At 71.2% G+C, this 22,197-nt stretch carries 26 protein-coding genes; 16 read left to right on the top strand and 10 right to left on the bottom strand.

Annotated elements, in window-relative coordinates:
- Positions 1 to 33 precede the first annotated feature (33 nt).
- Complete coding sequence (locus DGO_RS04370) at positions 34 to 390, bottom strand: DUF309 domain-containing protein (protein WP_083847214.1); 357 nt, start codon at positions 388 to 390, stop codon at positions 34 to 36.
- A 113-nt stretch (positions 391 to 503) separates the two neighbouring features.
- Here DGO_RS04370 and trxA point away from each other — a divergent pair, with 113 nt between their 5' ends.
- Positions 504 to 836 carry a thioredoxin gene (trxA, locus tag DGO_RS04365; protein WP_014684271.1) on the top strand — a complete coding sequence of 111 codons (333 nt, stop codon included), beginning with the start codon at positions 504 to 506 and terminating at the stop codon, positions 834 to 836.
- Positions 837 to 903: 67 nt separating this feature from the next.
- On the opposite strand, the gene DGO_RS04360 is transcribed toward trxA, so the two are convergent.
- Positions 904 to 1,476: an RBBP9/YdeN family alpha/beta hydrolase gene (locus DGO_RS04360; RefSeq protein ID WP_014684270.1), complete on the bottom strand. Its 573-nt coding sequence runs from the start codon at positions 1,474 to 1,476 to the stop codon at positions 904 to 906.
- Between the two features lie 32 nt (positions 1,477 to 1,508).
- Positions 1,509 to 1,784 carry a hypothetical protein gene (locus tag DGO_RS04355; protein WP_043803174.1) on the bottom strand — a complete coding sequence of 92 codons (276 nt, stop codon included), beginning with the start codon at positions 1,782 to 1,784 and terminating at the stop codon, positions 1,509 to 1,511.
- A gap of 68 nt (positions 1,785 to 1,852) precedes the next feature.
- Between DGO_RS04355 and DGO_RS04350 the strand changes: the two genes are divergently transcribed.
- Positions 1,853 to 2,806: an alpha/beta fold hydrolase gene (locus DGO_RS04350; RefSeq protein ID WP_050920879.1), complete on the top strand. Its 954-nt coding sequence runs from the start codon at positions 1,853 to 1,855 to the stop codon at positions 2,804 to 2,806.
- A gap of 30 nt (positions 2,807 to 2,836) precedes the next feature.
- On the opposite strand, the gene DGO_RS04345 is transcribed toward DGO_RS04350, so the two are convergent.
- Complete coding sequence (locus DGO_RS04345; protein ID WP_043803170.1) at positions 2,837 to 3,478, bottom strand: metallophosphoesterase family protein; 642 nt, start codon at positions 3,476 to 3,478, stop codon at positions 2,837 to 2,839.
- A 276-nt stretch (positions 3,479 to 3,754) separates the two neighbouring features.
- Here DGO_RS04345 and DGO_RS04340 point away from each other — a divergent pair, with 276 nt between their 5' ends.
- Together DGO_RS04340 and rocF are read left to right on the top strand one after the other, a co-directional pair.
- The gene (locus tag DGO_RS04340) at positions 3,755 to 5,119 is read left to right on the top strand and encodes a cation:proton antiporter (protein WP_043801042.1); all 1,365 of its coding nucleotides are present in this window, start codon (positions 3,755 to 3,757) and stop codon (positions 5,117 to 5,119) included.
- 102 nt (positions 5,120 to 5,221) lie between these two features.
- A complete protein-coding gene (gene rocF / locus DGO_RS04335; protein WP_043801039.1) occupies positions 5,222 to 6,133 on the top strand; it encodes an arginase in 912 nt (303 codons plus the stop codon).
- Positions 6,134 to 6,137: 4 nt separating this feature from the next.
- Here rocF and DGO_RS04330 read toward each other — a convergent pair whose 3' ends face one another.
- Both DGO_RS04330 and DGO_RS04325 read right to left on the bottom strand, forming a co-directional pair.
- A complete protein-coding gene (locus DGO_RS04330) occupies positions 6,138 to 6,659 on the bottom strand; it encodes a hypothetical protein (protein WP_014684264.1) in 522 nt (173 codons plus the stop codon).
- Between the two features lie 64 nt (positions 6,660 to 6,723).
- Complete coding sequence (locus DGO_RS04325; protein WP_043803169.1) at positions 6,724 to 7,029, bottom strand: hypothetical protein; 306 nt, start codon at positions 7,027 to 7,029, stop codon at positions 6,724 to 6,726.
- A gap of 117 nt (positions 7,030 to 7,146) precedes the next feature.
- Here DGO_RS04325 and era point away from each other — a divergent pair, with 117 nt between their 5' ends.
- Entirely contained in the window at positions 7,147 to 8,070 is a 924-nt protein-coding gene (era, locus tag DGO_RS04320; protein ID WP_014684262.1) for a GTPase Era, read from the top strand.
- Between the two features lie 500 nt (positions 8,071 to 8,570).
- On the opposite strand, the gene DGO_RS04315 is transcribed toward era, so the two are convergent.
- On the bottom strand, positions 8,571 to 9,440 hold the full coding sequence (locus tag DGO_RS04315; protein WP_014684261.1) for a GNAT family N-acetyltransferase: 870 nt from the start codon (positions 9,438 to 9,440) through the stop codon (positions 8,571 to 8,573).
- Positions 9,441 to 9,818: 378 nt separating this feature from the next.
- Between DGO_RS04315 and DGO_RS04310 the strand changes: the two genes are divergently transcribed.
- Positions 9,819 to 10,400 carry a DUF4258 domain-containing protein gene (locus DGO_RS04310; RefSeq protein ID WP_014684260.1) on the top strand — a complete coding sequence of 194 codons (582 nt, stop codon included), beginning with the start codon at positions 9,819 to 9,821 and terminating at the stop codon, positions 10,398 to 10,400.
- 37 nt (positions 10,401 to 10,437) lie between these two features.
- Here the strand turns inward: DGO_RS04310 and DGO_RS04305 are convergent, their stop codons facing one another.
- The gene (locus DGO_RS04305; protein WP_014684259.1) at positions 10,438 to 10,977 is read right to left on the bottom strand and encodes a 3'-5' exonuclease; all 540 of its coding nucleotides are present in this window, start codon (positions 10,975 to 10,977) and stop codon (positions 10,438 to 10,440) included.
- Positions 10,978 to 11,054: 77 nt separating this feature from the next.
- On the opposite strand from DGO_RS04305, the gene DGO_RS04300 reads away from it, so the two are divergent.
- Positions 11,055 to 11,816, top strand: a complete 762-nt coding sequence (locus DGO_RS04300) for a class I SAM-dependent methyltransferase (protein WP_226991447.1) — start codon at positions 11,055 to 11,057, stop codon at positions 11,814 to 11,816.
- A gap of 93 nt (positions 11,817 to 11,909) precedes the next feature.
- Positions 11,910 to 13,925 carry an excinuclease ABC subunit UvrB gene (gene uvrB, locus DGO_RS04295; RefSeq protein WP_014684257.1) on the top strand — a complete coding sequence of 672 codons (2,016 nt, stop codon included), beginning with the start codon at positions 11,910 to 11,912 and terminating at the stop codon, positions 13,923 to 13,925.
- Positions 13,926 to 13,977: 52 nt separating this feature from the next.
- On the opposite strand, the gene DGO_RS04290 is transcribed toward uvrB, so the two are convergent.
- The gene (locus tag DGO_RS04290; protein WP_014684256.1) at positions 13,978 to 14,580 is read right to left on the bottom strand and encodes a hypothetical protein; all 603 of its coding nucleotides are present in this window, start codon (positions 14,578 to 14,580) and stop codon (positions 13,978 to 13,980) included.
- Positions 14,581 to 14,716: 136 nt separating this feature from the next.
- Here DGO_RS04290 and DGO_RS04285 point away from each other — a divergent pair, with 136 nt between their 5' ends.
- The 6 genes from DGO_RS04285 to DGO_RS04260 all read left to right on the top strand — a co-directional run bounded on the left by DGO_RS04285 (position 14,717) and on the right by DGO_RS04260 (position 19,372).
- The gene (locus DGO_RS04285; protein WP_014684255.1) at positions 14,717 to 15,934 is read left to right on the top strand and encodes a zinc-dependent alcohol dehydrogenase; all 1,218 of its coding nucleotides are present in this window, start codon (positions 14,717 to 14,719) and stop codon (positions 15,932 to 15,934) included.
- A gap of 55 nt (positions 15,935 to 15,989) precedes the next feature.
- On the top strand, positions 15,990 to 16,439 hold the full coding sequence (locus tag DGO_RS24740; protein ID WP_014684254.1) for a putative dsRNA-binding protein: 450 nt from the start codon (positions 15,990 to 15,992) through the stop codon (positions 16,437 to 16,439).
- 35 nt (positions 16,440 to 16,474) lie between these two features.
- Positions 16,475 to 17,098, top strand: a complete 624-nt coding sequence (locus DGO_RS04275) for an HAD family hydrolase (RefSeq protein ID WP_050920877.1) — start codon at positions 16,475 to 16,477, stop codon at positions 17,096 to 17,098.
- A gap of 4 nt (positions 17,099 to 17,102) precedes the next feature.
- The gene (locus DGO_RS04270) at positions 17,103 to 17,447 is read left to right on the top strand and encodes a YraN family protein (protein WP_014684252.1); all 345 of its coding nucleotides are present in this window, start codon (positions 17,103 to 17,105) and stop codon (positions 17,445 to 17,447) included.
- Between the two features lie 45 nt (positions 17,448 to 17,492).
- Entirely contained in the window at positions 17,493 to 18,110 is a 618-nt protein-coding gene (locus DGO_RS23015) for a hypothetical protein (RefSeq protein ID WP_014684251.1), read from the top strand.
- 83 nt (positions 18,111 to 18,193) lie between these two features.
- A complete protein-coding gene (locus tag DGO_RS04260; RefSeq protein WP_043801032.1) occupies positions 18,194 to 19,372 on the top strand; it encodes a pyridoxal phosphate-dependent aminotransferase in 1,179 nt (392 codons plus the stop codon).
- Between the two features lie 30 nt (positions 19,373 to 19,402).
- Here the strand turns inward: DGO_RS04260 and DGO_RS04255 are convergent, their stop codons facing one another.
- Positions 19,403 to 20,008 carry a nitroreductase family protein gene (locus DGO_RS04255; protein WP_083847210.1) on the bottom strand — a complete coding sequence of 202 codons (606 nt, stop codon included), beginning with the start codon at positions 20,006 to 20,008 and terminating at the stop codon, positions 19,403 to 19,405.
- A 64-nt stretch (positions 20,009 to 20,072) separates the two neighbouring features.
- Here DGO_RS04255 and DGO_RS04250 point away from each other — a divergent pair, with 64 nt between their 5' ends.
- Together DGO_RS04250 and murG are read left to right on the top strand one after the other, a co-directional pair.
- Positions 20,073 to 20,825: an AIM24 family protein gene (locus DGO_RS04250; protein WP_043801029.1), complete on the top strand. Its 753-nt coding sequence runs from the start codon at positions 20,073 to 20,075 to the stop codon at positions 20,823 to 20,825.
- Positions 20,826 to 20,985: 160 nt separating this feature from the next.
- Positions 20,986 to 22,164, top strand: coding sequence for an undecaprenyldiphospho-muramoylpentapeptide beta-N-acetylglucosaminyltransferase (murG, locus tag DGO_RS04245; RefSeq protein WP_014684247.1), 1,179 nt, complete (start codon positions 20,986 to 20,988; stop codon positions 22,162 to 22,164).
- The last annotated feature ends 33 nt before the right edge of the window (positions 22,165 to 22,197 follow it).

Raw genomic sequence — 22,197 nt, 5'->3', positions numbered from 1 at the left:
GCGCCGGGGCGACAGCCGCAGGTGCGCGTCACGTCATGTCCGCGCCCGCGCGATCTGGGGGCGCTGGCCCTCGGCGTTCAGCGCGGCCCACACCCCGGCGCGCAGGGCCACGAGGTCCACGCCGCCGTACTGGCCCGGCAGCGTATCGAGGTAGGCGGCCGCCTTGTGGAAGTTTCGGTGCGTGACGCTGCCCATCTTCCAGCGCTTGTGCAGCGCGGCGGCGAGCAGGATCAGCGCCTGGATGAACCGGCGCTCGTCGCCCTGCGCGCGCATCCATTCGCCCTCCCAGGCCTCGTGGGCTTCCCACCATTCGCCCGCGTCGAACAGTTCGGCGCCGCGTCTCAGCTCGGGCCGCAGCTCCGCCCACGGCCCGGCCTCTTCCCTGGTCATGGCCGCAGCATAGCCGCGCGGCCTGCCCACCGCCCCCGGAGTTAAACCTCCGCTTAGGGCCATGCCCATGCAGTCCCTATCTCCAGGTAGGCTCGCGGGTGTAGAGTCTGGACATGAAGCCTGTGGAACTCACGGACACCAACTTTACGAGCGAGATCAGCGAGGGCCTGACCCTGGTGGATTTCTGGGCCCCCTGGTGCGGTCCCTGCCGCATCATCGCCCCGGTCATCGAGGAGCTCGCCGGCCAGTACGAGGGCCGCGTCAAGGTCGGTAAGGTCAACGTGGACGACAACCCCCAGACCTCGGGCCAGTTCCGGGTCATGAGCATCCCCACCATGATCCTGTTCAAGGACGGCCAGCCGGTCGAGGGCATGGTCGGGGCGCAGCCCAAGCGCGCCTTCGAGTCGCTGCTCGACAAGCACCTCCAGCCCGCCGTCACCAACTGAGGCACGCCGCCAGACAGGCCATCCCCCGCGCAGGGGGTGGCCTGTTGCCGTTCAGGCGTCACCCGGGCTAGAACCGCACGATGTCCGGCGGAGTCCAGGCGTGCAGGGCCTCGGACAGCAGGATTTCGCCCTCGGGCCAGGGACCGTGCCCACTGGCGATGTTGATGTGCCCGACCTCGCCGGCCGGGACGTACTCGGCCTCCCAGGCGGCGGCGAAGGCCTCGGCCCGCGCGGCGCCCACATAGGGATCGTTGTCGCTGGCGACCACCATCGCCGGAAAGGGCAGCGGCGACAGCGGCAGCGGGGCCATGGCGCACACCGCCGGGGCGAGCTGCGCCATGTCGGCCTGTTCGGGGTCGATGGGCGCGACGAGCAGCGCGCCGCGCACCCGCTCGTGGCCGCCGTACAGCTGCGCCCAGTGGACAATGGTCAGCACGCCGCAGGAGTGCCCCACCAGCACCAGGTCGCCGGGGGTCTGCGCGATCACCTGATGCAGCCGGTCGGCCCAGGCCTGGGGGGTCGGGGCGTCGGGGTCGTCCTGCTCGACCCAGGCGGCGCCGTACTGCTCCTGCCAGCGCCGCTGCCAGTGGCCGGGGCCGCTGCCGCCCAGACCGGGCACGATCACGAGATGGGGGGTCATGCCGTCACTCTAGCGCCGCCCCGGCCCCGGTCCTACGCCTCGCCGGGCACGTGCACGCTGTCGATCTGCACGCCGTAACGCAGCAGCACGGTCTTGAGGCGCTGCGTGGCCTGCACGGCGGCGGCCCGGTCCTGCGGCAAGAAGGCCAGCGTGAGGCGGGCGCTGCTGCCCGGGCGCGGTTCCTGGGCCTGCACCTGAAGGGGTCTGGCGAAGGCCGCGTCCGACATCACGTCGCGCAGGATGCGGGCGAAGGTCAGCTCGTCCACGCCGTCGAGCGTGAAGGCGATGCCCTGGCGGGGGGAGGTCATGCGGGGCAGCATAGTGCAGGTGACCCCGCACCCCCTGAGACCAGGGCGGACTTCATACAATGCCGGGCATGACCTCTTTTGACCCCGACACCGACTTCGCCGCCGAGGGCGACGCCCAGTTCGAGGAGCGGCTGGGCGGCGCAGACCTGTATTTCGAGGTGGTCGGCCCAGCCGAGAGCCGCGAGCCTGCGCTCGTGTTCCTGCACGGGGGGCCGGGCTACAACAGCTACTCCTTCCGGGCGCTGTTCGGAGACCGGCTGGCCGAGACGCTGCCCGGTCGCCGGGTGGTGTACCTCGACCAGCGGGGGGCCGGGCGCAGTGGGCCGCTGGAAGACACCGACCAGGGCGGCGACACGCTGGACCTCGACACGCTGGTGGGCGACCTGGAGGCCGTGCGCGAGTTCCTGGAACTGGACCAGATCGTGCCGCTGGGCCACGGCTTCGGGGCCCTGATCGCGCTGGAATACGCCCGGCGCTACCCCCTGCGCACGGCGCGCGTGGTCGTGGTCAACCCCTGGGTCCAGTTTCCCGAACTGGCGCTGACCCTCCTGGAAGAGGCTTCGGCCCTGAGCGGCACGGAACTGGACGACCCCGCCGACGAGGTGCGCGCCGCCGCTCCGGACGGCGAACACGCCCCGGTGGGCGCGGCGCGTATCGAGGCGGCGTTCTCGCGCCTCAACGCCCGCGACCTGCTCAACGCCCTGCAATTCCGCGACCCGCAGAGCCGCATGCACCTGGAATTCGCCGACACCGAGGGCCAGCTCATCGGCGGCGGCGAGGTGCAGCAGGCGCTCGTCAACCAGGGCCTCTGGGAGTTCGAGTACCCGCCCTTCCTGCAGGAGATCCGCCGCCCGGTGTTCGTGATCGCGGGCGCGCACGACCGCACGAGCTACCCCGAGCAGGTGGGCTGGGTGGCCGACCTCGCGGGGGGCGACGTGACGGTACTCGACACCGGCCATTACCCCTGGCTCGACGACGAGGACGCCTTTGCCGAGGCGCTCGAGGAAGCCCTGACGCGCTGAGGCGAAGCCGGCCCGCCCCCCGCACGGGGCCTAGGGGCGGGCTGCCTTTGCCGGCGCGGCGACCACCGGGACCTCCAGCACGTGATACCCGTAGGCGTTGATCACCCGCGCGCCGCTGGACTCGTCGGCGTATTCGAGCTTCTTGCCCTCGTATTCGTGGATGTGGCCGTGGACGACCAGCCGGGGCCGGCGGCGCAGCATGAAGCGGTTGATTTCGGCGCAGCCCCGGTGGGCGTAGTCGCTGCCCGCATGTGGGCCCTCGGGCGGCGCGTGCGTGAGCAGGATATCCACGCCCCGGCGGGCCTTCCAGGCCAGGCGGCCCAGGCCCCAGCGCGCCTCGCGGTCGCTGTACTGCCCCTTGCCGCCCGCGCGGTAGCGGGGCACGCCGCCCCACCCCGCCACACGCAGCCCGGCGGCCTCGACGACCCGGCCATGCGCGGCCACCACGCCGCGCGGAGGAATCCGCCTGTCGTCCTCGGTCACGTACTCGTTCTCGTGGTTGCCGTGGACGTACACGACCGGCACCGGCAGCTTGCTCGCCAGGAATTCCAGGTACGACCCCGGCAGGTCACCCGCCGCCAGCACGAGGTCCACCGGCGGCAGTCCCTGGGGAAAGCCCTCGCGGTATACGAAGGGATGCGCGTGGTCGGCCACCACCAGCACCCGGCGCATGACCACGTTCCCGGCCGGGGCAGAGACCGGCACGGAGACGGGGGAAGCGGGGTCGGGCTGGGTCATGGCAGGGACGGAAACGGCGGGAATACGGACCGGGGACCGGACCGGGACGTGCACAGGGAGATGTGCCGAGTGTAGAAGGAGCGCCAGGTCGGGGTGGCCGGGTGTCTAACCGCTGTTGGCCCGGCAGCTTAGCGCGCGCAGGTGACCGGGCGACTTTATGGGGCGTTCAGGGTCGGGCGGGCCGGGGAGCGGCCGCTACACTGCCCCGCAATGAGCCTGCCTGCCCTGACCGCCCTGCTGTTCACGCTGACGGCGCTGCTCAGCGCGCTCAACGCCCGTTTTCTGCGGCTGCCGCCGACCATCGGGGTGCTGCTCGGCGGGCTGGTGCTGGCGGGCGCGGTGGCGGCCCTCGGGGCGCTGGGCGTGGCGCAGGCGGCGCAGGTACGCGGGCTGCTGCTGGCCGTGCCCTTCGACCGGCTGGTGATGGAAGGCCTGCTCAGTTTCCTGCTGTTCGCCAGCGCCGTGCAGACCGACGTGCGGGCGCTGCTGCGCGAGCGGGGCATCATCGCCGGGCTGGCGGTCGTGACCACCCTGGTCACCATGCTGGCCCTGGGGGGCGGCCTGTATCTCGTGACCGGCTGGCTGGGGCAGCCACTCACGCTGGCGCAGGCGCTGCTGTTCGGGGCCATCGTCGCGCCGACCGACCCGGTGGCGGTCATGCCGCTGCTGGAGCGCGCCGGGGTGCCCGAACGGCTGCGCGCCCTGGTCGCGGGCGAGAGCCTGTTCAACGACGGCGTGGGGGTGGCGGCCTTCACGGTCCTCTCGGCAGCGGTGGTCGGCAGCGGCGCGGGCACGCAGGCCCCGCTGGACGTGGCCCGCATCGGGACGTTGCTGGCACGCGAGATGCTGGGCGGCATCCTGCTGGGCGCGCTGCTGGGCGTACTCACGGCGCGGCTCACCCGGCTGGCGCGCGACCAAGCGACTGCCGTGCTGCTCTCGCTGGCGCTGGTCACGGGCGGCTACGCGCTGGGCGAACTGGCGGGCGTGTCGGCTCCGGTGACGGTGGCGGCGGGCGGCGTCACCCTGATCCTACTACTGAGGGTCGGGCAGGCGCGGCGCAAGGAAGCCGGACGGCTCTCGCTGCAAGAAGCGCGGGACACGGCGCGCATCCGCAGTTTCTGGGAGGTGCTCGATCAGGTGCTCAACGCCGTGCTGTTCGTGTTGCTGGCGCTCGAAGCCCTGGTGGTCCACCTGAGGCCCGAGCTGCTGGGCGTCGGCGTGGCCGTGGCGCTGCTGAGCGTCGCGGCGCGCGGCCTGGGGGTGTGGCTGCCCCTGACCCTCTATCAGCTTCAGGCGCGGCGGGCCGGGCCGGACAAACGCCAGTCCCTGCGGGCGCGGCGGCTCAACCTGCAGGCCTTCGCGCCCTACACCCGCCGCCTGATGACCTGGGCGGGCCTGCGCGGCGGCGTGGCGCTGGCCCTGGCCTTCAGCCTGCCGGCCGGCGAGCTGCGCGACCGTCTGCTGTTCCTGACCTACGTGGTCGTGCTGTTCAGCCTGCTGGGGCAGGGCCTGACGGTGCCGCTGCTCGCCCGGCGCGCCGTGGCCGCCGATCCTGACACGCGGCCCGCAGCATGACTATTCAGCGCCGCACTGGCCGGGCCGCGTCAGGCGCGCAGGCGGGCGAAATAATGTTGCAGGGCTGAGGCATAGCCCGCTGGAGGCCCTAAGCTCGTCTGCATGGACATCTCTATTCTGGGCATTCCGATGGACCTCGGGGCCGGGCGGCGCGGCGTGGACATGGGCCCGTCGGCCCTGAGAAACGCCCACCTCGCCGCGCGGCTGCGGGAGCTCGGGCACGCGGTCAGCGACCTGGGCGACGTGGACGTGGCCCTGCCCGAAACGCTGGACAAGCACGCCCACAGCGGGCTGGCCTTCCTGGACCCGATCCTGGACGCCTGCCGGACGACCACGCAGCGTCTCGCCACGCTGCCGGCCGACACCTTTCCCCTGACGCTGGGGGGTGACCACAGCGTCAGCATGGGCACCGTGGCGGGCGGGGCCCTGCGCGGCGGCGGTGGAGTGGGCGGTCAGGGCGCGCGCACCGGGCTGATCTGGGTAGACGCCCACACCGACTACAACACGCCGGGCAGCAGTCCGAGCGGCAATATCCACGGCATGCCGGTCGCGCACCTCACCGGGCTGGGCGACGAGCGCCTGGCCGCACTGGGCGGAGACTGGCACGTGCGCCCCGAGGACGTGGTCATGATCGGTATCCGCAGCGTGGACGCCCGCGAGCGCGAACTGCTGCGGGGGGCGGGCATCAAGGCCTACACCATGAAGGACGTGGACCAGCTCGGCATCACCCGCATCCATGAAGAGGCGCTGGAGCGCCTGGCCCACACCGAGCGCCTGCATGTCTCCTTCGATGCCGACGCCCTGGACCCGGCCGTATGCCCCGGCGTGGGCACCCCCGTCCCCGGGGGCCTGACCTACCGCGAGGGCCACCTGCTCATGGAACTGCTCTCGGAGTCGGGGCGCGTGACCGGCATGGACATCGTGGAGGTCAACCCGGTTCTCGACACGCGCAACCAGACCGCCGAGATCATGGTGGGCATGGCCGCCAGCCTGCTGGGCCAGCGGATTCTCTGAGGGGTCAGCGGACGATGACGGTGAAGGGCACGGTGCCCGTCGCCGCGCCGTCGGCGAAGGTCAGGTCGGCGATTTCCAGGCCCTTGGTCGCCTGCTCACTCGCAGTGACCTTGAGCAGGACGCGGATCACCTCTCTGTACGTCACGCGCACGGAACCGCCCGAGGTGGTGGTGGTGCTCACCGGCTTGGCGATGGTGGCGCGTACCAGCGACACCTGCACGCCCGCAGGCAGGTCGCTGGCGCTCATGCGCAGCCACGCCGCCTCGGCCTCGGGCCCGATGACCTTGTCACTCGTGCTGGCCGAGCTGAAATTGATGTCCAGGGCGTCGAAACGTGAGTCCGGGACGCCGAGAGCGTCGCCCGGGTAAGTGTACTGGACATAGACGGTCTGTCCGGGCGCGACGATGGTCGGGGCCGTCGCGGTGGTCTGCACGACCGGGTTGTAGCTCTGGGTACCCATCACGGTGGGGGCGCAGGCACTGAGGGTGAGGGTCAGGACGGTCAGCAGGGAAACGGCAACTTTCACCCGACCACCGTATCCCAGACATGAAGCGGGCGTGAGAAGATTTGCCTGCTCCGTCATCGGGGCTTCACACCGGCAGGCTGCTCGGCTCCTGCGGCAGGTAGGGCGCGGCGGCCTCGAAACCCTCCAGGGCGCCGGGGATCAGCCGCCAGTCCTCCCCTTCCCGGACCGCGCGGCCGTCCTTGACCATACGGTTGAGTTCGGCCTCGACGCGCTGGCCCACACGGCGCAGCGGCATCTCGGCCACGCCTTCGGCACCCGACCATTCCAGGAAGGCACGGTGGAATTCGGGCAGGGCGTCCAGCCCCACGCGCGTTTCCAGGTCGCGCCACGAGAGGCCGGAGGCAGAGGGGCCGGAAGCGGGGTCGGTCATGCCCTGTTGTAACGCGGGCCACCCCCCGGCCGCGCGGTCCATTCCCTTCATGCGGCGGGCGCGCGGCCTCCCCTGGCCCATTCCATTTCACCAGGGTCCTTATGAAACAATGCGGGGATGACGGACCTCTCCCCCACGCCCGGCGAGCCGCAGACCCACTCGGGGTTCGTGGCGATCGTCGGCAAGCCGAACGTCGGCAAATCCACCCTCCTGAACGCCTTTCTGGGCACCAAGGTCGCCCCGACCAGCCCGCGCCCACAGACCACCCGCCGGGGCGTGCGCGGCATCTACACGACCGCCGACCGCCAGCTCGTGTTCGTGGACACGCCGGGCGTGCACAAGCCCAAGGACGCCCTGGGCAAGTACATGAACAGCGAGGTGCACAGCGCCCTGGCCGACGTGGACGCGGTCGTGTGGGTCGTGGACCTGCGCCACCCGCCTACCGACGAAGACCGCCTGGTCGCCAACCAGGTGCGCGACCTGCCCAAGCCGCTGTTCCTGGTGGGCAACAAGACCGACGCCGCCAAGTACCCCGACGAGGCCATGAAGCTGTATGCCGCGCTGCTCGAGGGCCGCACGGCCGACCTGAGCGAGACGACCCTCTCGGCGCAGAACAACACGGGCGGCGTCATGGCACTGCGCGAGCAGATCCTGGACCTGCTGCCCGAGAATCCCTTCTTCTACCCGCAGGGCGGCGCGTCGGACCAGTCGCGCGAGATGTGGGCCGCCGAAATCATCCGCGAGGAGGCCATGAAGAAGCTGCGCGACGAGCTGCCCTATGCCGTCGCCACCCGCGTGAACACCTGGACCGAGCGCCAGGACGGCCTCCAGCGCATCGAGGGCGAGATCGTCGTCGAGAAGAACGCCCACAAGGGCATGGTCATCGGCGCGGGCGGCAAGCAGCTGCGCGAGATCGGACAGGCGGCGCGCAAGCAGCTCGAAGTCTTCCTGAACCGCAAGGTCTACCTGGGTCTGGAAGTCATCGTGATTCCCGGCTGGCGCGAGGACGAAGAAGCCCTGCGCGAACTGGGCTACGAATAAAACCCTGCGCCGCCGCTGCGGCCACTACGTCTGCCGGGTTCTGTCCGGCAGCGTTGTGGAGATTCCCTCTTCCCCTGACATGCAGCCGGGCGTGACCTCTCCCGGCCGACCTCCAGGTTCTTCGCCCGGAAGGTCTCCAGATGCACGCTGCCCGTTCCGACCGGACTGCTCGCCCTGACCCTGCACCGCCCCTGCCCGCGCGGATGGCCCCCTAGCGCCGCGCTGCGCTTCTACGACTGCGTGTTCGGGCATGAGGACTTTCCGGTCGTGCCCGAACCCATGAACTGCGCACCCCAGCCCTGGGACGAGCCGCCTCCCAGACCGGCAAAGAAATCAAGCCGGTGCGTGGATGGCGACCGTGTCATCCCGCACCCGCCCGTGCGCCCCGGTCCCCTGGGCCGGAGCAGCGCCATGGGGGCAGCGCCGTGGAGAACATGTTCCAGCGGCGCGCTGGCCGGACGCGGGGACGCACCGCGCCCTGTCCTGCACCGCGCCTCAGCTCAGGCCTCTTCCTCGCCCTCCAGCAGATAGGTCACGATGCTGCGGCAGTGGGTCATGCCCGCACGGGTGTACAGGGCGCGGGCGGCGTGCATGTGGTCGTGGGCGCGGGCACGCAGGGTCCGCACCTCGGGAAACAGGCTCAGCTCGGCCGCGCTGAGGCCCAGCAGGGCGCGCCCCAGCCCCTGCCCCCGCTCGGCCGGATGCACGGCGATATGGGTCAGGTCCGCGCGGCCCTCCTCGGGGCACAGCTCCATCTCGGCGAAGGCCACCGCCCGCTCGCCGCGCCACAGCGTGAGCAGCCGCACGTCGGGGCGCGCGCAGTGGGCTTCGTACTGCGCGGCAGTCCAGTCGAGGCGACCGGCCCAGGTGTCCTCGGCGGCGCGGTACAGCCAGCGGTACAGCTCGAAGGGCAACTCGGTGCCCAGCAGGTACTCGGGCGGGGTCCGGGCGGCGCGGGCCAGCGACGCGACCGGCGCGCCGTAGAAATCGGTGGTGTGCATGGGGGTCAGGCCGGCGGCCTCCAGCGCGGCGCGCACCGGCACGTTGTCGCGGGCACAGAACGCGTAGACCGGCAGCCCCTCGGCGTTCTGCACCGCGCGGGCCGCCAGTGCCCCCAGGGCCAGCGCGCCGCCAGGGTCGGCCAGCGGGCCTTCGAGCACCAGCCCGCCCCGGAAGGGCGAGAGCGCGCAGTAGGCCCGCACGCCGTCTTCGCCCTCCTGCACGAAGCACTGGCTGTCCTCGCATTCGAGCTGGAATTCGCCCAGCGCGCGGGCTTCGGGCGCGAACACCTCACGTTCGGGGGCGTCGTCCATCCAGTTCAGGAGCGCCAGCACGTCGGGGGCATCGTGGGCCTGCATCGGGCGAATCATCCTGGACCTCCTGTCAGAGCGGGAGAAGTCGGGGGGCGACCTACGGAACGATGAAAGTGGTGTGCCCAGCCTAGAAGCTGGCCCGAGCGGCTGTCTGCCCGCAGCGTCACCGCGCCGCTGCGGGGCGGTGTGCTATGCTCAGGGCATGCCCTGAACAGGGTACGTCGCCTGCCTCCCCGCCAACACGAACCGCGTGTTAGAGGGGCCTTTTTGTTTTGGGGAGGCGACACGGAACGCCACACCCGGACCGGGGGCATGGGGGCAGGAACTTCTCCGGGAGGTGTCGCCGTGACCAGATCGTCCAGCAAGCCAGGCAACCCCGCTGCGCCCCAGCCGGCGCAGACCCAGAAGGCCGCGCCCTCTGCGCTGAGTGCCGCCGTGCAGACCGGCCAGGACCTGCTGGCCCTGCGCGCCCAGCTCTCCAGGGCCGAAAAGGCTGCCCGGCGCGCCCCCACGCCGCCGCCCACGCCCAGCGCGGCGCGCCCCACGCCCCTCAAGCCGCAGCGCGAGATCGAGCTCGACGGCGTCGCCACCGACGACTTCAGCCTGTCGCGGGCGCATGCCCGGCTGCGCGATGCCGTGTATGACGCCCGTTACCACATCTGCGACCACGCCACGCAACACGCGCGCGCCGAGGGATTTCTGGAGCACGACATCATGAACGTGCTGCTCTCGGGGCGGGTGCGCGCCGTGTACCCCGAGGACCGGCGCTGGCTCGTGTGCGGCTATTTCGAGGCCTGCGGGGTGCGGCTGCCGCTGCACGTGGTCGCGCAGCACGACCGCGACGGGCACGTGGACATCGTGACGGCCTTCGTGCCCAAGCACCCGCACCACATCATCAGCCGCGCCCGCCTGGCCGTGATGCTGCGCTACGACGACGAGCAGGTCCGCGCCCGCACGGCGACCCCCGGCAACCGGCCCGGCTACCGCAGCAAGGGCCGCTGGAAAAAGAGCGCGTAGCGGGGAGAAGGGCGGGCATCGGGATGATGTCCGCCCGCTATTTCGCGGCCAGCATCTCGGTGAGGCGCACGTAGGCCTGCGCCGTGACCTGTACGTCACCGAAGCTGCGGTGGCGGCCCCCCGGCGCGAAATTCAGGCCCAGGCGCTCGGCCAGCACGGTCAGGTTGTGGGCGCGCTCGCGGGGGAAGGCGCGGCGCGAGAGCTGCACGGTGCACAGCTCGGCGGCCGGTTTCCACAGCAGGCCGTGCCGGGCGGCGCCCACGCGCATGAAGCCCGCGTCGAAACCAATGTTGTGCGCGACCACCGCCGAGTCGCCCACGAACTCCAGAAATTCGGGCAGCACCTCGGCCAGGGTGGGGGCGTCCTCGACCATCTCGTTGCTGATGCCGTGGACCCGCTCGGCCCGCCAGGGAATGAGCATCCGCTCGCCCCCCGCGCCGGTCGGGCGCACGAGCGTCTCGTATTTCTGGGTCTCCTCGACCCGGCCGTCCACGACCCGCACCGCACCGATCTCGACCACCGCGTCGCGCTCGGGCGAGAGGCCGGTCGTTTCCAGGTCGAACACCACGACATTCACGCCCCCGAGCATAGCGCCGCCGCGTATAGGCAAGGGTGCGGATGCGGCCCTGTCAGGGCGTGCGGCACGCTGGCCCCGTGGCCCCGCACCCCGAATACGACGATCCCCGCCTGGTTCCCCTGTACGACCGGATGAACCGCTGGGGCCGCGACGACGACTTTTTCCTGGCGCTGGCGAACGAAACCCCGCAGGCCCGGATTCTCGACCTGGGCTGCGGAACGGGCCGCCTGACCCTGGCACTGGCCGGAGCCGGCCACGAGGTGACGGGGCTGGACCCCGCGCAGGCCTCGCTGGACTGGGCGCGGAGCAAACCCGGCGCGCAGCGGGTACGCTGGCGGATCGGCACGGCCGCCGACGCGCCGGCAGGGGCCTTCGACCTCGTCCTGATGACCGGCCACGTCGCCCAGGTGTTCACGTCGGCGCAGGCCTGGCGGGACGTGCTGCGCCAGATTCACCGCGCCCTGCGGCCGGGCGGGCGGCTGGCCTTCGACTCGCGCGATCCGGCGGCGCGCGCCTGGGAGGTCTGGGACTCGGCGGGCGAGCGGGAGCGCTTCACGCTGCCCGGCGGGGAGGAGGTCGAGGTCTGGACGACCCTGCACGGCGTGGAGGCCGGGGAGATGGACGAGGGGGCCCTGGTGACGTTCGGCGGCCAGTTCTTCTTCCCGGCGACGGGCGAAACGGTGGCCGACACCTCCTCCCTGCGCTTCCGGAGCGGGGCGCAGCTGCGGGAGACGCTGGAGGCGGCCGGGTTCGGGACCGAACATGTCTTCGGGGGCTGGCAGCACGAGGCCGTCGGCCAGGGCAGCGGCGAACTGGTCGTGGTGGCGCGCGCCCGCTGAGCGAAGGAAGCCCGCCACGGGTTAAGACTTCCGATCCCCTCCCCCGCCATTTCGCTTACCTTCCCGCTTACGTCCGGGGCGTAAACTAACGCAATGTTAAGCGTCAAGTCCGAATTCACGCCGTCGGGAGACCAGCCGACCGCCATCCGATCGCTCGTGGACGGCCTGGACTCGGGCCTGCGCTTCCAGACGCTGCTGGGCGCGACCGGCACCGGCAAGACCTACTCGGTGGCGAAGGTCATCGAGGAGACCGGCCGCCCGGCGCTGATCATGGCCCCGAACAAGATCCTCACGGCGCAGCTCGCCTCCGAGTTCCGCGAGTTCTTCCCCGACGCGGCCGTCGAGTTCTTCATCAGCTACTACGACTACTACCAGCCCGAGGCCTACGTGCCGGGCAAGGACCTGTTCATCGAGAAGGACGCCTCGGTGAACCAGGAGATCGAGCGGCTGCGGCACTCGACGACCCGCAGCCTGCTCACGCGCCGCGACACCATCGTGGTGGCGTCGGTGAGCTGCATCTATGGCCTGGGCGACCCCAAGGAATACACCGCCCTGAACGCCGTGCTGAAAAAGGGCGGCGTGATGCCCCGCGACGAACTGCTGGGCCGGCTGGTGAACATGCAGTACGAGCGCAACGATATCGAGCTGATGCCGGGGCGCTTCCGGGCCAAGGGCGAGATGGTGGAAGTCTGGCCCGCGTACGACGAACAACCCCTGCGTATCGAGTTGTGGGGCGACGACGTCGAGCGCATCAGCGTGGTACACCCGCTGACGGGCGACCGCCTGGCCGACCTCGACGCGACGGTGGTCTACCCCGCCAAGCACTACGTGAGCAGCGCGGGCAACATCGAGCGGGCCATCGTGACCATCCAGGAGGAACTCGACGGGCGGCTCGAATACTTCCGGTCGGTGGGCAAGCTCGTCGAGGCGCAGCGCCTCAAGGAACGCACGCTGTACGACCTGGAGATGCTCAAGGTGCTGGGCTACTGCTCGGGCATCGAGAACTACTCGCGCCACATCGACGGCCGCGTGGCCGGGGCCACCCCGTACACCATGCTCGACTACTTTCCCGACGACTTCGTGACCTTCATCGACGAGTCGCACGTGACGGTGCCGCAGATCGGCGGGATGGCGAACGGCGACCGCGCCCGCAAGCAGACGCTCGTGGACTTCGGGTTCCGGCTGCCGAGCGCGATGGACAACCGCCCCCTGAACTTCCAGGAGTTCATGGACAAGACGGGTCAGACCGTGTTCGTCTCGGCCACGCCCGGACCCTTCGAGCGCGAGGTGAGCGACTCGGTGGCCGACCAGATCATCCGCCCGACCGGCCTCATCGACCCGCCCGTGACGGTGCGGCCCATCCAGGGCCAGATCGAGGACCTGCTGGGGCGCGTCCGCGTGAAGGCGGCGGCGGGCGAGCGCACCCTGGTCACGACGCTCACCAAACGGATGTCGGAAGACCTCACCGAATACCTGCTCGAAAAGGGCGTCAAGGCGCGTTACATGCACTCCGACATCGACAGTGTGGAGCGGCAGGTCATCATCCGCGACCTGCGGCTGGGGCACTACGACGTGCTCGTGGGCATCAACCTGCTGCGCGAGGGGCTCGACCTGCCCGAGGTGTCGCTCGTCGCCATCCTGGACGCCGACAAGCCGGGCTTCCTGCGTTCCGAGCGGGCCCTCATCCAGACCATCGGGCGCGCGGCGCGCAACATCAACGGCGAGGTCATCCTGTACGGCGACACGGTGACTCCGGCCATGCAGTACGCGATGGAGGAAACCGCCCGCCGCCGCGAAAAACAGCAGAGCTACAACGAGGAACACGGCATCACGCCCCAGAGCGTGCGCAAGGGCGTGCGCGACGTGATCCGGGGCGAGGAGGTGGCCGCCGAGATCAGCAGCGAGAACGTGGGCGACGACCGAGACGCCCTGACGCGCCAGCTCACGGACCTCGAACTCGACATGTGGCAGGCCTCCGAGGACCTCGACTTCGAGAAGGCCGCCTCGCTGCGCGACCAGATCCGCGCCATCGAGGCCAAGCTTCAGGGCAAGGAGTTCAAGCAGGCCACCGTGCCGGGCCAGAAGGCCAGGAAGCGCGGCCGGCGCTGAGCAGCCGCGAAAAGCCCTGCCCAGGTTCGCCGCCGGGTGGGGCGTTCGCCGCTCAGTTCCGGCTCAGGCGGCAATCCCCGGTCCCGAACAGGGGGGCCAGGCTCTGGCCGACGACGCGGACCACGTCCAGATCGGTCACCGGACCGTCTCCCGTCAGCGGCGTGACGCCCGACACGGCGTAGCTCTCGCCCGCCTCACGCAGGCGCAGGCTGATGCCCGAGAACGCCTCACCCTGCCGGGCCAGGAAACACATGAAGAAGGGGGCATCGAGATCGCCTATGCCCGGCGCCACCTGCAAGACCTGCACACCCTCGCCCACCTTCAACACGGCCAGGATGCCGGTCTCCTCACCCTGCGGCCCCTCCCCGAGGCCGAAGGCGGCCTGGATGGCCGTCAGGGTCGTGCCGGTCCTGCCCGCACTCTCCTCGAAATTGCGCCGCGTCTCTTCGCTCAGGGGGCGCAGGGTCAGGCGTTTTTCCAGCGCGGCGCCCCGGTCGGACCTGCCGCGCAGCACCCAGGTTTCCCCGAGTCGGGGCAGGTCGGCAGCGGCCGTTCCGGTCACGGGCGGGACGGCAGGCGCAGGAACGGCCGTGGCCTGGGCGAGCGGAGCGGCAAGCAGCGCGGCCCCGAGCAGACCTCTGATCCAGAACTTCATAGAGGCACCCTACGTCATTGGGGGCCTGTGTCCCGCCCCATCTGCCGTCATCCTCAAGGCTGAACCTCTGTTCAGACAAAGCGGCCTTGGCCGCAGGCTCACGCCCGGTGCCCCCAGGGGCGGTACACCTGAAGGCATGAAAGCAGTCGTATGGCACGGCACCGGCGACATCCGCCTGGACGACATTCCCGAACCCCGCATCGAGGACCCGACCGACGCCGTCGTGCGCCTGACCGCCAGCGCCATCTGCGGCACCGACCTGCACTTCATCCGGGGCACGATGAGCGGCATGGTCCCCGGCACCGTGCTGGGACACGAAGGCGTGGGCATCGTCGAGAAGGTGGGCAAGGACGTGCGCAACTTCGCGCCCGGCGACCGCGTGGTCATTCCCTCGACCATCTCCTGCGGGTACTGCCCGCCCTGCCGCGCGGGCCACACGGCCCAGTGCGACACCGCCAACCCCAACGGTCCCTCGGCGGGCACGGCCTTCTACGGCGGCCCCAAGGCCTCGGGGGCCATCAACGGCATGCAGGCCGAGAAGGTGCGAACGCCCTACGCCAACTCCAGCCTCGTGAAGCTGCCCGACAACGTCAGCGACGACCAGGCGATCATGCTCTCGGACATCTTCCCGACCGCCTACTTCGGGGCCGACATCGCGGGTGTCCGTGAGGGCAGCGTGGCCGTGGTGCTGGGCTGCGGGCCGGTGGGGCAGTTCGCCATCATCAGCGCGCGGCTGCTGGGCGCGACCCGCGTGATCGCGGTGGACCGCCTGCCCGACCGCCTGGAGATGGCCCGCAAGAACGGCGCCGAGGTGATCAACTTCGACGAGGAGGACCCGGTGGAGGCCGTGCTGCGCCTGACGGGCGGCGTGGGGGCCGACAACGTGATCGACGCCGTGGGCATCGACGCCCAGCACGCCGACCACGGCCCGGCCAAGCCCAGCGCGAAGGAAGCGAAAGCCTTCGAGGAGCAGGTGCAGGAGGTCGCCCCCGACGCCGAGCCCACCAAGGACGGCCAGTGGGTGCCCGGCGACGCGCCCTCGCAGGCGCTGGAATGGTCCATCGAGATGGTCAAGAAGGCGGGCCAGATCGGGATCATCGGCGTGTATTCGCCCGAGATGACCACCTATCCCATCGGCAAGGCCATGAACAAGAACCTGACCCTGCGCATGGGCAACTGCGACCACCGTGTCTACATTCCCCGGCTGGTGGACCTCGTGGCGGCGGGCGCCGTGGACCCGACCCAGGTCCTGACCGAGCACGAGCACCTGGGCGACGCCATCGAGGCCTTCAAGGCCTTCGACAAGCGCCAGCCCGGCTGGATCAAGGTGGAACTCGAGCCGCAGGCCGGCTAGAGCCCGTGCGGGGGTGCGCGCTTCCGGCCAGCCGGGCCGCGCTACCCTGAACGGCATGAATCCAAAGGGCGACCTGATCGCGCGTACGCAGACGCTGGGCCTGGGCACCCCGGTCTTCGAGGCCGAGGCCGAGGGACCGCCGCACGACCGCACCTTCCGCGCACAGGTGTCGGTGGGCGGCGAGGTTCTGGGCCAGGGCGAGGGCCGCAGCAAGAAGGACGCCGAGCGCGCCGCCGCCGAGGTCGCCCTGCGGGTCCTGAACGGACGGGGCGATACGGACGACAGCGAGGACCCGCAGGTGGCCGAGGAGGGCGCAGAAGCGGCCGACCCCGCTCCGGAGGGCCGCTGGCCCATCTATGCCGCCGTGCTGGCCGAGGCGCTGGAAGTGGCCCTGGAAGTGGCGGACGAGGACGCGGGCTTGGACGATGTACGCCGCGAGGCTGCCCGCCTCTACCGCGACCTGCTGGCCGACCTGGGCCACGGCCCGGAAGGGGATGCGCAGTGAGGCTGCCCGCGCGCCCGGCCGGCGTGCTGTTCGACATGGACGGCGTGCTGACCGACAACAACGTCTTTCACCGTCAGGCCTGGGTGGAGGTCGCGGCCGAAATCCTGGACCTGCGCCTGAGCGAGCACGATCTCGACACCAAAGTGGACGGCGGGCGCAATCCCGAGATCATCGAGCGCCTGACCGGCCGCGTGCCGGACGCCGAACTGGCGCAGCGTTTCCACGACGCCAAGGAGGGCCGCTACCGCGACCTCGCACGCGGCGCGCTGCGGGAGGTGCAGGGCCTGAGCGGCTACCTCGACGCTCTAGAAGCGCGCGGCATTCCCTACGCCCTGGTCACGAGCGCCGACCGCATCAACGTCGAGTTCGGGATGGAGGCGCTGGGCTTCGGCCACCGGTTCCGGACCCGCGTGCTGGGCGAGGACGTGTCGCGCGGCAAGCCGCATCCCGAGCCGTTCCTGCTGGGCGCCGCGCGCCTGGGCCTGGACCCCGCGCAGTGCCTCGCCCACGAGGACGCGGTCAACGGCGTGAAAAGTGCGGCGGGGGCGGGCTGCACCGTCGTCGCCCTGCGCACCACGGCGCCCGAGGCGGCGCTGCTGGCCGCCGGGGCCACCCTGACCGCCCCCGACTTCACCGCCTGGGCCGGGTGGCTGGCGTAGGCCGGTGAAGGGCGCCGACGCCGAGGCCCGCGCGGCGGCGCACCTGACCGCTTTGGGCCGTGAGATCGTGGCACGCAACTACCGCATTCCGGGCGGAGAGATCGACCTGATCACCCGCGAACCGGGCGGCACGCTGGTCTTCACCGAGGTCCGGCAGCGGCGTACGGCCCATTACGGCAGCGCGGCCCAGAGCGTGACCCCGCGCAAGCTCGCGCTCATGCACCGCGCGGCGCTGGCCTACCTGACCCGCGAGTGCGGACGCGACGACCTGCCCTGCCGCCTGGAAGTCCTGACCATCGATGGCCCGGCCGACACCGGCACCCTGCACCTCATCCCCCTGGAGCCGTAGATCTGCGCCCCGCCGGGTCGCCCCGCCCGCTAGAGTGAGGGTCAGATGAACTTCGTGAAGTCGCTTCCGGTCCTGCTCGCCCTCTCGCTCGCCGGGGCTGCCGCCGCGCAGGAGGGCACGCCGGTCTTCGTACAGCCGCCCCAGACCCAGACCGCCCCCGCGCAGACGCCTGCTCCGGTCCTGACCTCGGCCACCGCCGTACTTCCAGCGACCGACGGCGTGACGCTGTGGGGCGGCTTCGCCTCCGAAGTGCTCATCATTCCGCTGCTGAACCTCAATGTCAGCGTGCCGGTCGTGCGGGGGCCGGGCTACGGGGTGGCGGCCCGGCTGACCGGCGAGACCCTGTCCACGGCCGCCAACGCCCTGGGGGCCGACGTGCTGCTGGGCCGCCCTGACGGACGCGGCGTCTACGGAGGCCCGGGGGCCGCCCTGGTGTTCGGAGAGAACCTGCGCGGCTGGCGCGCGGGCGTGAGCACCGGCTACCGCGACACCTTCGGCCAGGGCCGCCTGGGCTACTACGCCGAGGCGAAACTGAACTACCTCGCCTGGAGGGGTGGGGGCTGCGCGGAGCTCACCTCGCCCTACGGCAACGGCGAGCCGTGCAACGACAACTTCTGGCTCGTCTCGCCCGGCCTGCGCTTCGGCCTGACCTACCGCTTCTGAGGCGCGCGGGGGGCGGCCACCCTGCCCCGCCCCCTCTACACCTCCGCCCCCGTCCGGGCCGCCCCGGCGCTACCCTACGCGCCATGAGTCCCCAGTCCGAAGCGGCGCCCCGGCTTTCCCAGCGGGCCCTGAGCCTCAAGCCCTCCTCGACGGTGGCGGTCACGTCGCGCGCGCTGGAATTGCAGCGCCAGGGCGTGGACGTGATCTCGATGAGCGTGGGCGAGCCGGATTTCGACACGCCGCCGCACGTCAAGGCCGCCGCTATCCGGGCCATCGAGGGCGGCAAGACCAAGTACACGGCGGTCAGCGGCATTCCGGAGCTGCGCGAGGCCATCAGCGCCAAGTTCCGGCGCGAGAACGGGCTGGAATACGCCCCCTCGGCCGTCACGGTGACCAGCGGGGGCAAGCAGGCCCTCTTCAACGCCTTTTTCGCGCTGCTCGACCCCGGCGACGAGGTCCTCATTCCCGCGCCCTACTGGGTCAGCTACCCCGAGATGGTCGCCCTGACCGGCGCGGTGCCGGTGGCGGTGCCGACCACCCCCGAAAGCGGTTTCGCGCTCGACCCTGCCGAACTGGAAGCGCGCGTCACCTCGCGCACCCGCCTGATCGTGCTGAACAGCCCCGGCAACCCGACCGGCGCCGTGTTCCCGCCCGAGGTGCTGGCCGAGGTCGCGCGCATCGCCCAGAAGTACAACCTCCTGATCGTCACCGACGAGATGTACGAGCATCTGGTGTACGGCGCCGAGCAGGTCAGCATCGGCACCTTCGCCCCCGAGCACACCCTGACCATCAACGGGGCGAGCAAGGCCTACGCCATGACCGGCTGGCGCATCGGCTACGCGGGTGGGCCGCAGGGCGTCATCACGGCCATGAACGCGTTGCAGTCCCAGAGCACCAGCAACGCGAGCAGCATCGGGCAGCACGCCGCCCTGGCCGCGCTGGAGCAGCACGAGGAGACGGCGCGCTTCATCGAGATGGCCCGCACGGCCTACCACGCGCGCCGCGACCGCATCGTCGCGGGCCTGAACGCCCTGGGGCTGCCCACGCCCACGCCGCAGGGGGCCTTCTACGTGATGGCCGACACGCGCGCCGTCCACGAGAACGAGCTGGAAGCCGCCCGCATCCTTCTGGACGAGGCGCGCGTGGCCGTCGTGCCCGGCACCGATTTCGCCGCGCCGGGGCAGGTGCGCCTGAGCTACGCGACGGGCATGGACACCATCGAGGAGGTGCTGCGGCGCATCGGGGAAGTGGTGGGCAGGTGAGCCGCCAGGGGCGGGGCCTGCCCTCCCCGCTCAGTCCCTGAACCAGCGCACCTTGTCCTGTGCCGGCCCGCGCTTGCCCGCCGGCCACTCGCCCGCGACGTGGCCGAGGTACAGCATCCCCAGCGGCGTGCTGTCTTCGGGAAAGCCCAGGGCGCGGGCGGTGTGCGGGTGCATGCTGGGCACGTTGCTGATCCACTTGCTGCCCAGGCCCAGGGCGCGCGCGGCGAGCAGCAGGTTCTGCACCGCGCAGGCGGCGGCCCACTGCTCCTCGTACAGCGGCATCCTGGGCTTCTCGGCAGGCTGGGCCGCCACCACGATCCATACCGGGGCCATGCGCTGGCGTTCGCGCTGGGTCTCGCGGGCTTCGGGGGCGGGTTCCTCCTTGCCCTGGCTCAGGGCCAGCGACTTGGCCAGGGCGTCGGCCAGTTTCGTGCGGCCCTCGCCGGTAAAGACCGCGAAGCGCCACGGCTCGGTGCGGCCGTGGTTGGGCGCCCAGTTGGCGGCCTCCAGCAGGGTACCGAGGGTCTGGTCGTCGATGGGATCGGGACTCAGCAGCGGCAGGTCCACCGTGCGGCGCTCGCGGATGGCGCTCAACGTGTCCAGGGGGAGGGTCTCCAGGGGGGTCGGGGGGGTCATCGCCCCAGGGTAGCGCCGCTCCGGGGACGGGAACCCGGCGCGGGGCAGGCGCGTAACGCAGGGCATGACCAACCCCGACGGCACCTACAGCCTGCGCGACTTCCTGAGCAAGACGGCCGAGCGCGACAATCCCGGCGACGTGTTCGAGCTGGAGTCCAGCAAGATGCTGGAGGTCAAGGTGAACGGCCGCGTCTGGAGCAAACTCGGCGCGATGGTCGCCTACAAGGGCAACCTCAGCTTCAAGCGCGAGGGCACCCTGGAAGGCGGCCTGATGAAGGCCCTCAAGCGCGCCGTGAGCCAGGAGATGAGTCCGCTCGCCAAGATCGAGGGCCGGGGCGTGGCCTACCTCGCCGACCAGGGCAAGGAAATCCAGATCCTGCGGCTGGCGGGCGAGAGCCTGAACGTGAACGGCAACGACCTGCTGGCTTTCGAGGACAGCGTGCAGTACGACATCACCATGCAGCGGCGCATCGCGGGGATGGCGGCGGGCGGCCTGTTCAGCGTGCGCGTGCAGGGGCACGGCATGGTGGCGATCCTCTCGCACGGCAAGCCGCTGACCCTGCGCGTGAGCCCCCACGAGCCGCTGTTCACCGATCCCAACGCCACCATCGCCTGGAGCGGCAACCTGCAGCCGCAGCTGCGCATGGACTCCTCGCTGCGCTCCATGATCGGGCGCGGCGGCGGCGAGACCTACCAGATGGTCTTTCAGGGCGACGGCTTCGTGGTCGTGCAGCCCTACGAGGAGTTCGAGGCCGGCATGGTCGGCGGCGGCAGCTCGCACAGCAGCGGCGGCGGCCTGGGCGACCTGTTCGATTGAGGACAGGCCGTAGGGGGGAACGGCGCGGCGCGCGGGGGCGTGTGGAGCAGGCAACAGCCCCAGAGTCGGGGCACTCGCCATGGCCCCGCCGCCCCGCCCCTACCCTCCCGACTGACCAGACCTCACTTCCCATCCCCCCATTCCTCTACACTCGGCCCCGATGAGCTTGGTCGTGATGGCAACAGGCGGCACCGGGGGCCACATCTACCCGGCGGTGGCGACCGCGCGCGAACTGATCCGGCGCGGGCACTCGGCGATGCTGCTGGGCCAGCGCGGGGGCATGGAGGAACGGGTGGCCGCCGAACAGGGCCTGCTGTTCCACGGCGTGGATGCCGGCAAACTGGCGCGCAGCGGGCAGGGGATGGCCGACCCGCGCGAGCTGCTGCGCGCCGGGCAGGGCGTGACCCAGGCCCGCGCCCTCCTGCAAAAGCTCCGGCCCGCCGCCGTGGTGGGCTACGGCGGCTTCGCCAGCCTGCCGGGCGTCCTCGCCGCCCAGAGCCTGCGCCTGCCGACCGTCCTGCACGAGCAGAACGCCCTGCTGGGGCTCACGCAGCGCCTCGCGGTGGGGCGCGCGCAGGCGGTCGGCACGGTCTACGACACGGTGCGCGGCCTCTCGCCCGACAAGGCCACCCTGGTCGGCATGCCGGTGCGCGAGGAACGCATGGACCGCGCCGAGGCCCTGGAGCGCCTGGGCCTCCAGCCGGGCCGCCTGACCCTGCTGGTCATGGGCGGGTCGCAGGGGTCGCTGTTCCTCAACGACAACGTGCCCGGCGTGCTGCGCGGCCTGTTCGGCGAGGCAGGCGTGCTGGGCGGCGAACTGCCCCAGATCGACTTCGACTTCCGCAGCGGCGACCTCAGCCTGACCCCGGCGGGCGGCCCGGCCCAGGCCGTGCAGGTGCTGCACGCCACCGGGCGCCGCTGGCTGGAGAGGGTGGGCCCGGCCGTGCAGGACTGGCCCTGGTACCGCGCGACCGACTACGTGGACGCGGTCGCGGCGTGGTCGGCGGCCGACCTGGCGATCACCCGCGCCGGCACGAGCACGCTGGCCGAGGCCGCCTTCCACGGCGTGCCGCTGGTCATGGTGCCGCTGCCCGAATCGGCCGAGAACCACCAGCTCCACAATGCCCAGGCGGTGCAGCTGGCCGGGGCCGGACGACTGGTCGAGCAGCGCCGGGTACTGGACACCGGCGCGCAGCCTGGGGCCGGAGGGCTGGCGCAGGCGGTGTTAGAGTGTGCCCAGCCGGAGACCCGCGCCTCCATGAGGTCGGCGGCCCTCGCACGTGCCCAGCCGGGCGCGGCGGCCCGCTTCGCCGACCTGATCGAGACGCGCCTGCGTTAGCGAGCTGCCCCCATGACCCAACCCCCAGCGACC

The sequence above is a fragment of the Deinococcus gobiensis I-0 genome, from assembly GCF_000252445.1.
GTDB lineage: Bacteria > Deinococcota > Deinococci > Deinococcales > Deinococcaceae > Deinococcus > Deinococcus gobiensis.
Note: the sequence above shows the minus strand (reverse complement) of the source record. Positions and strands in the feature narration are given on the sequence as shown.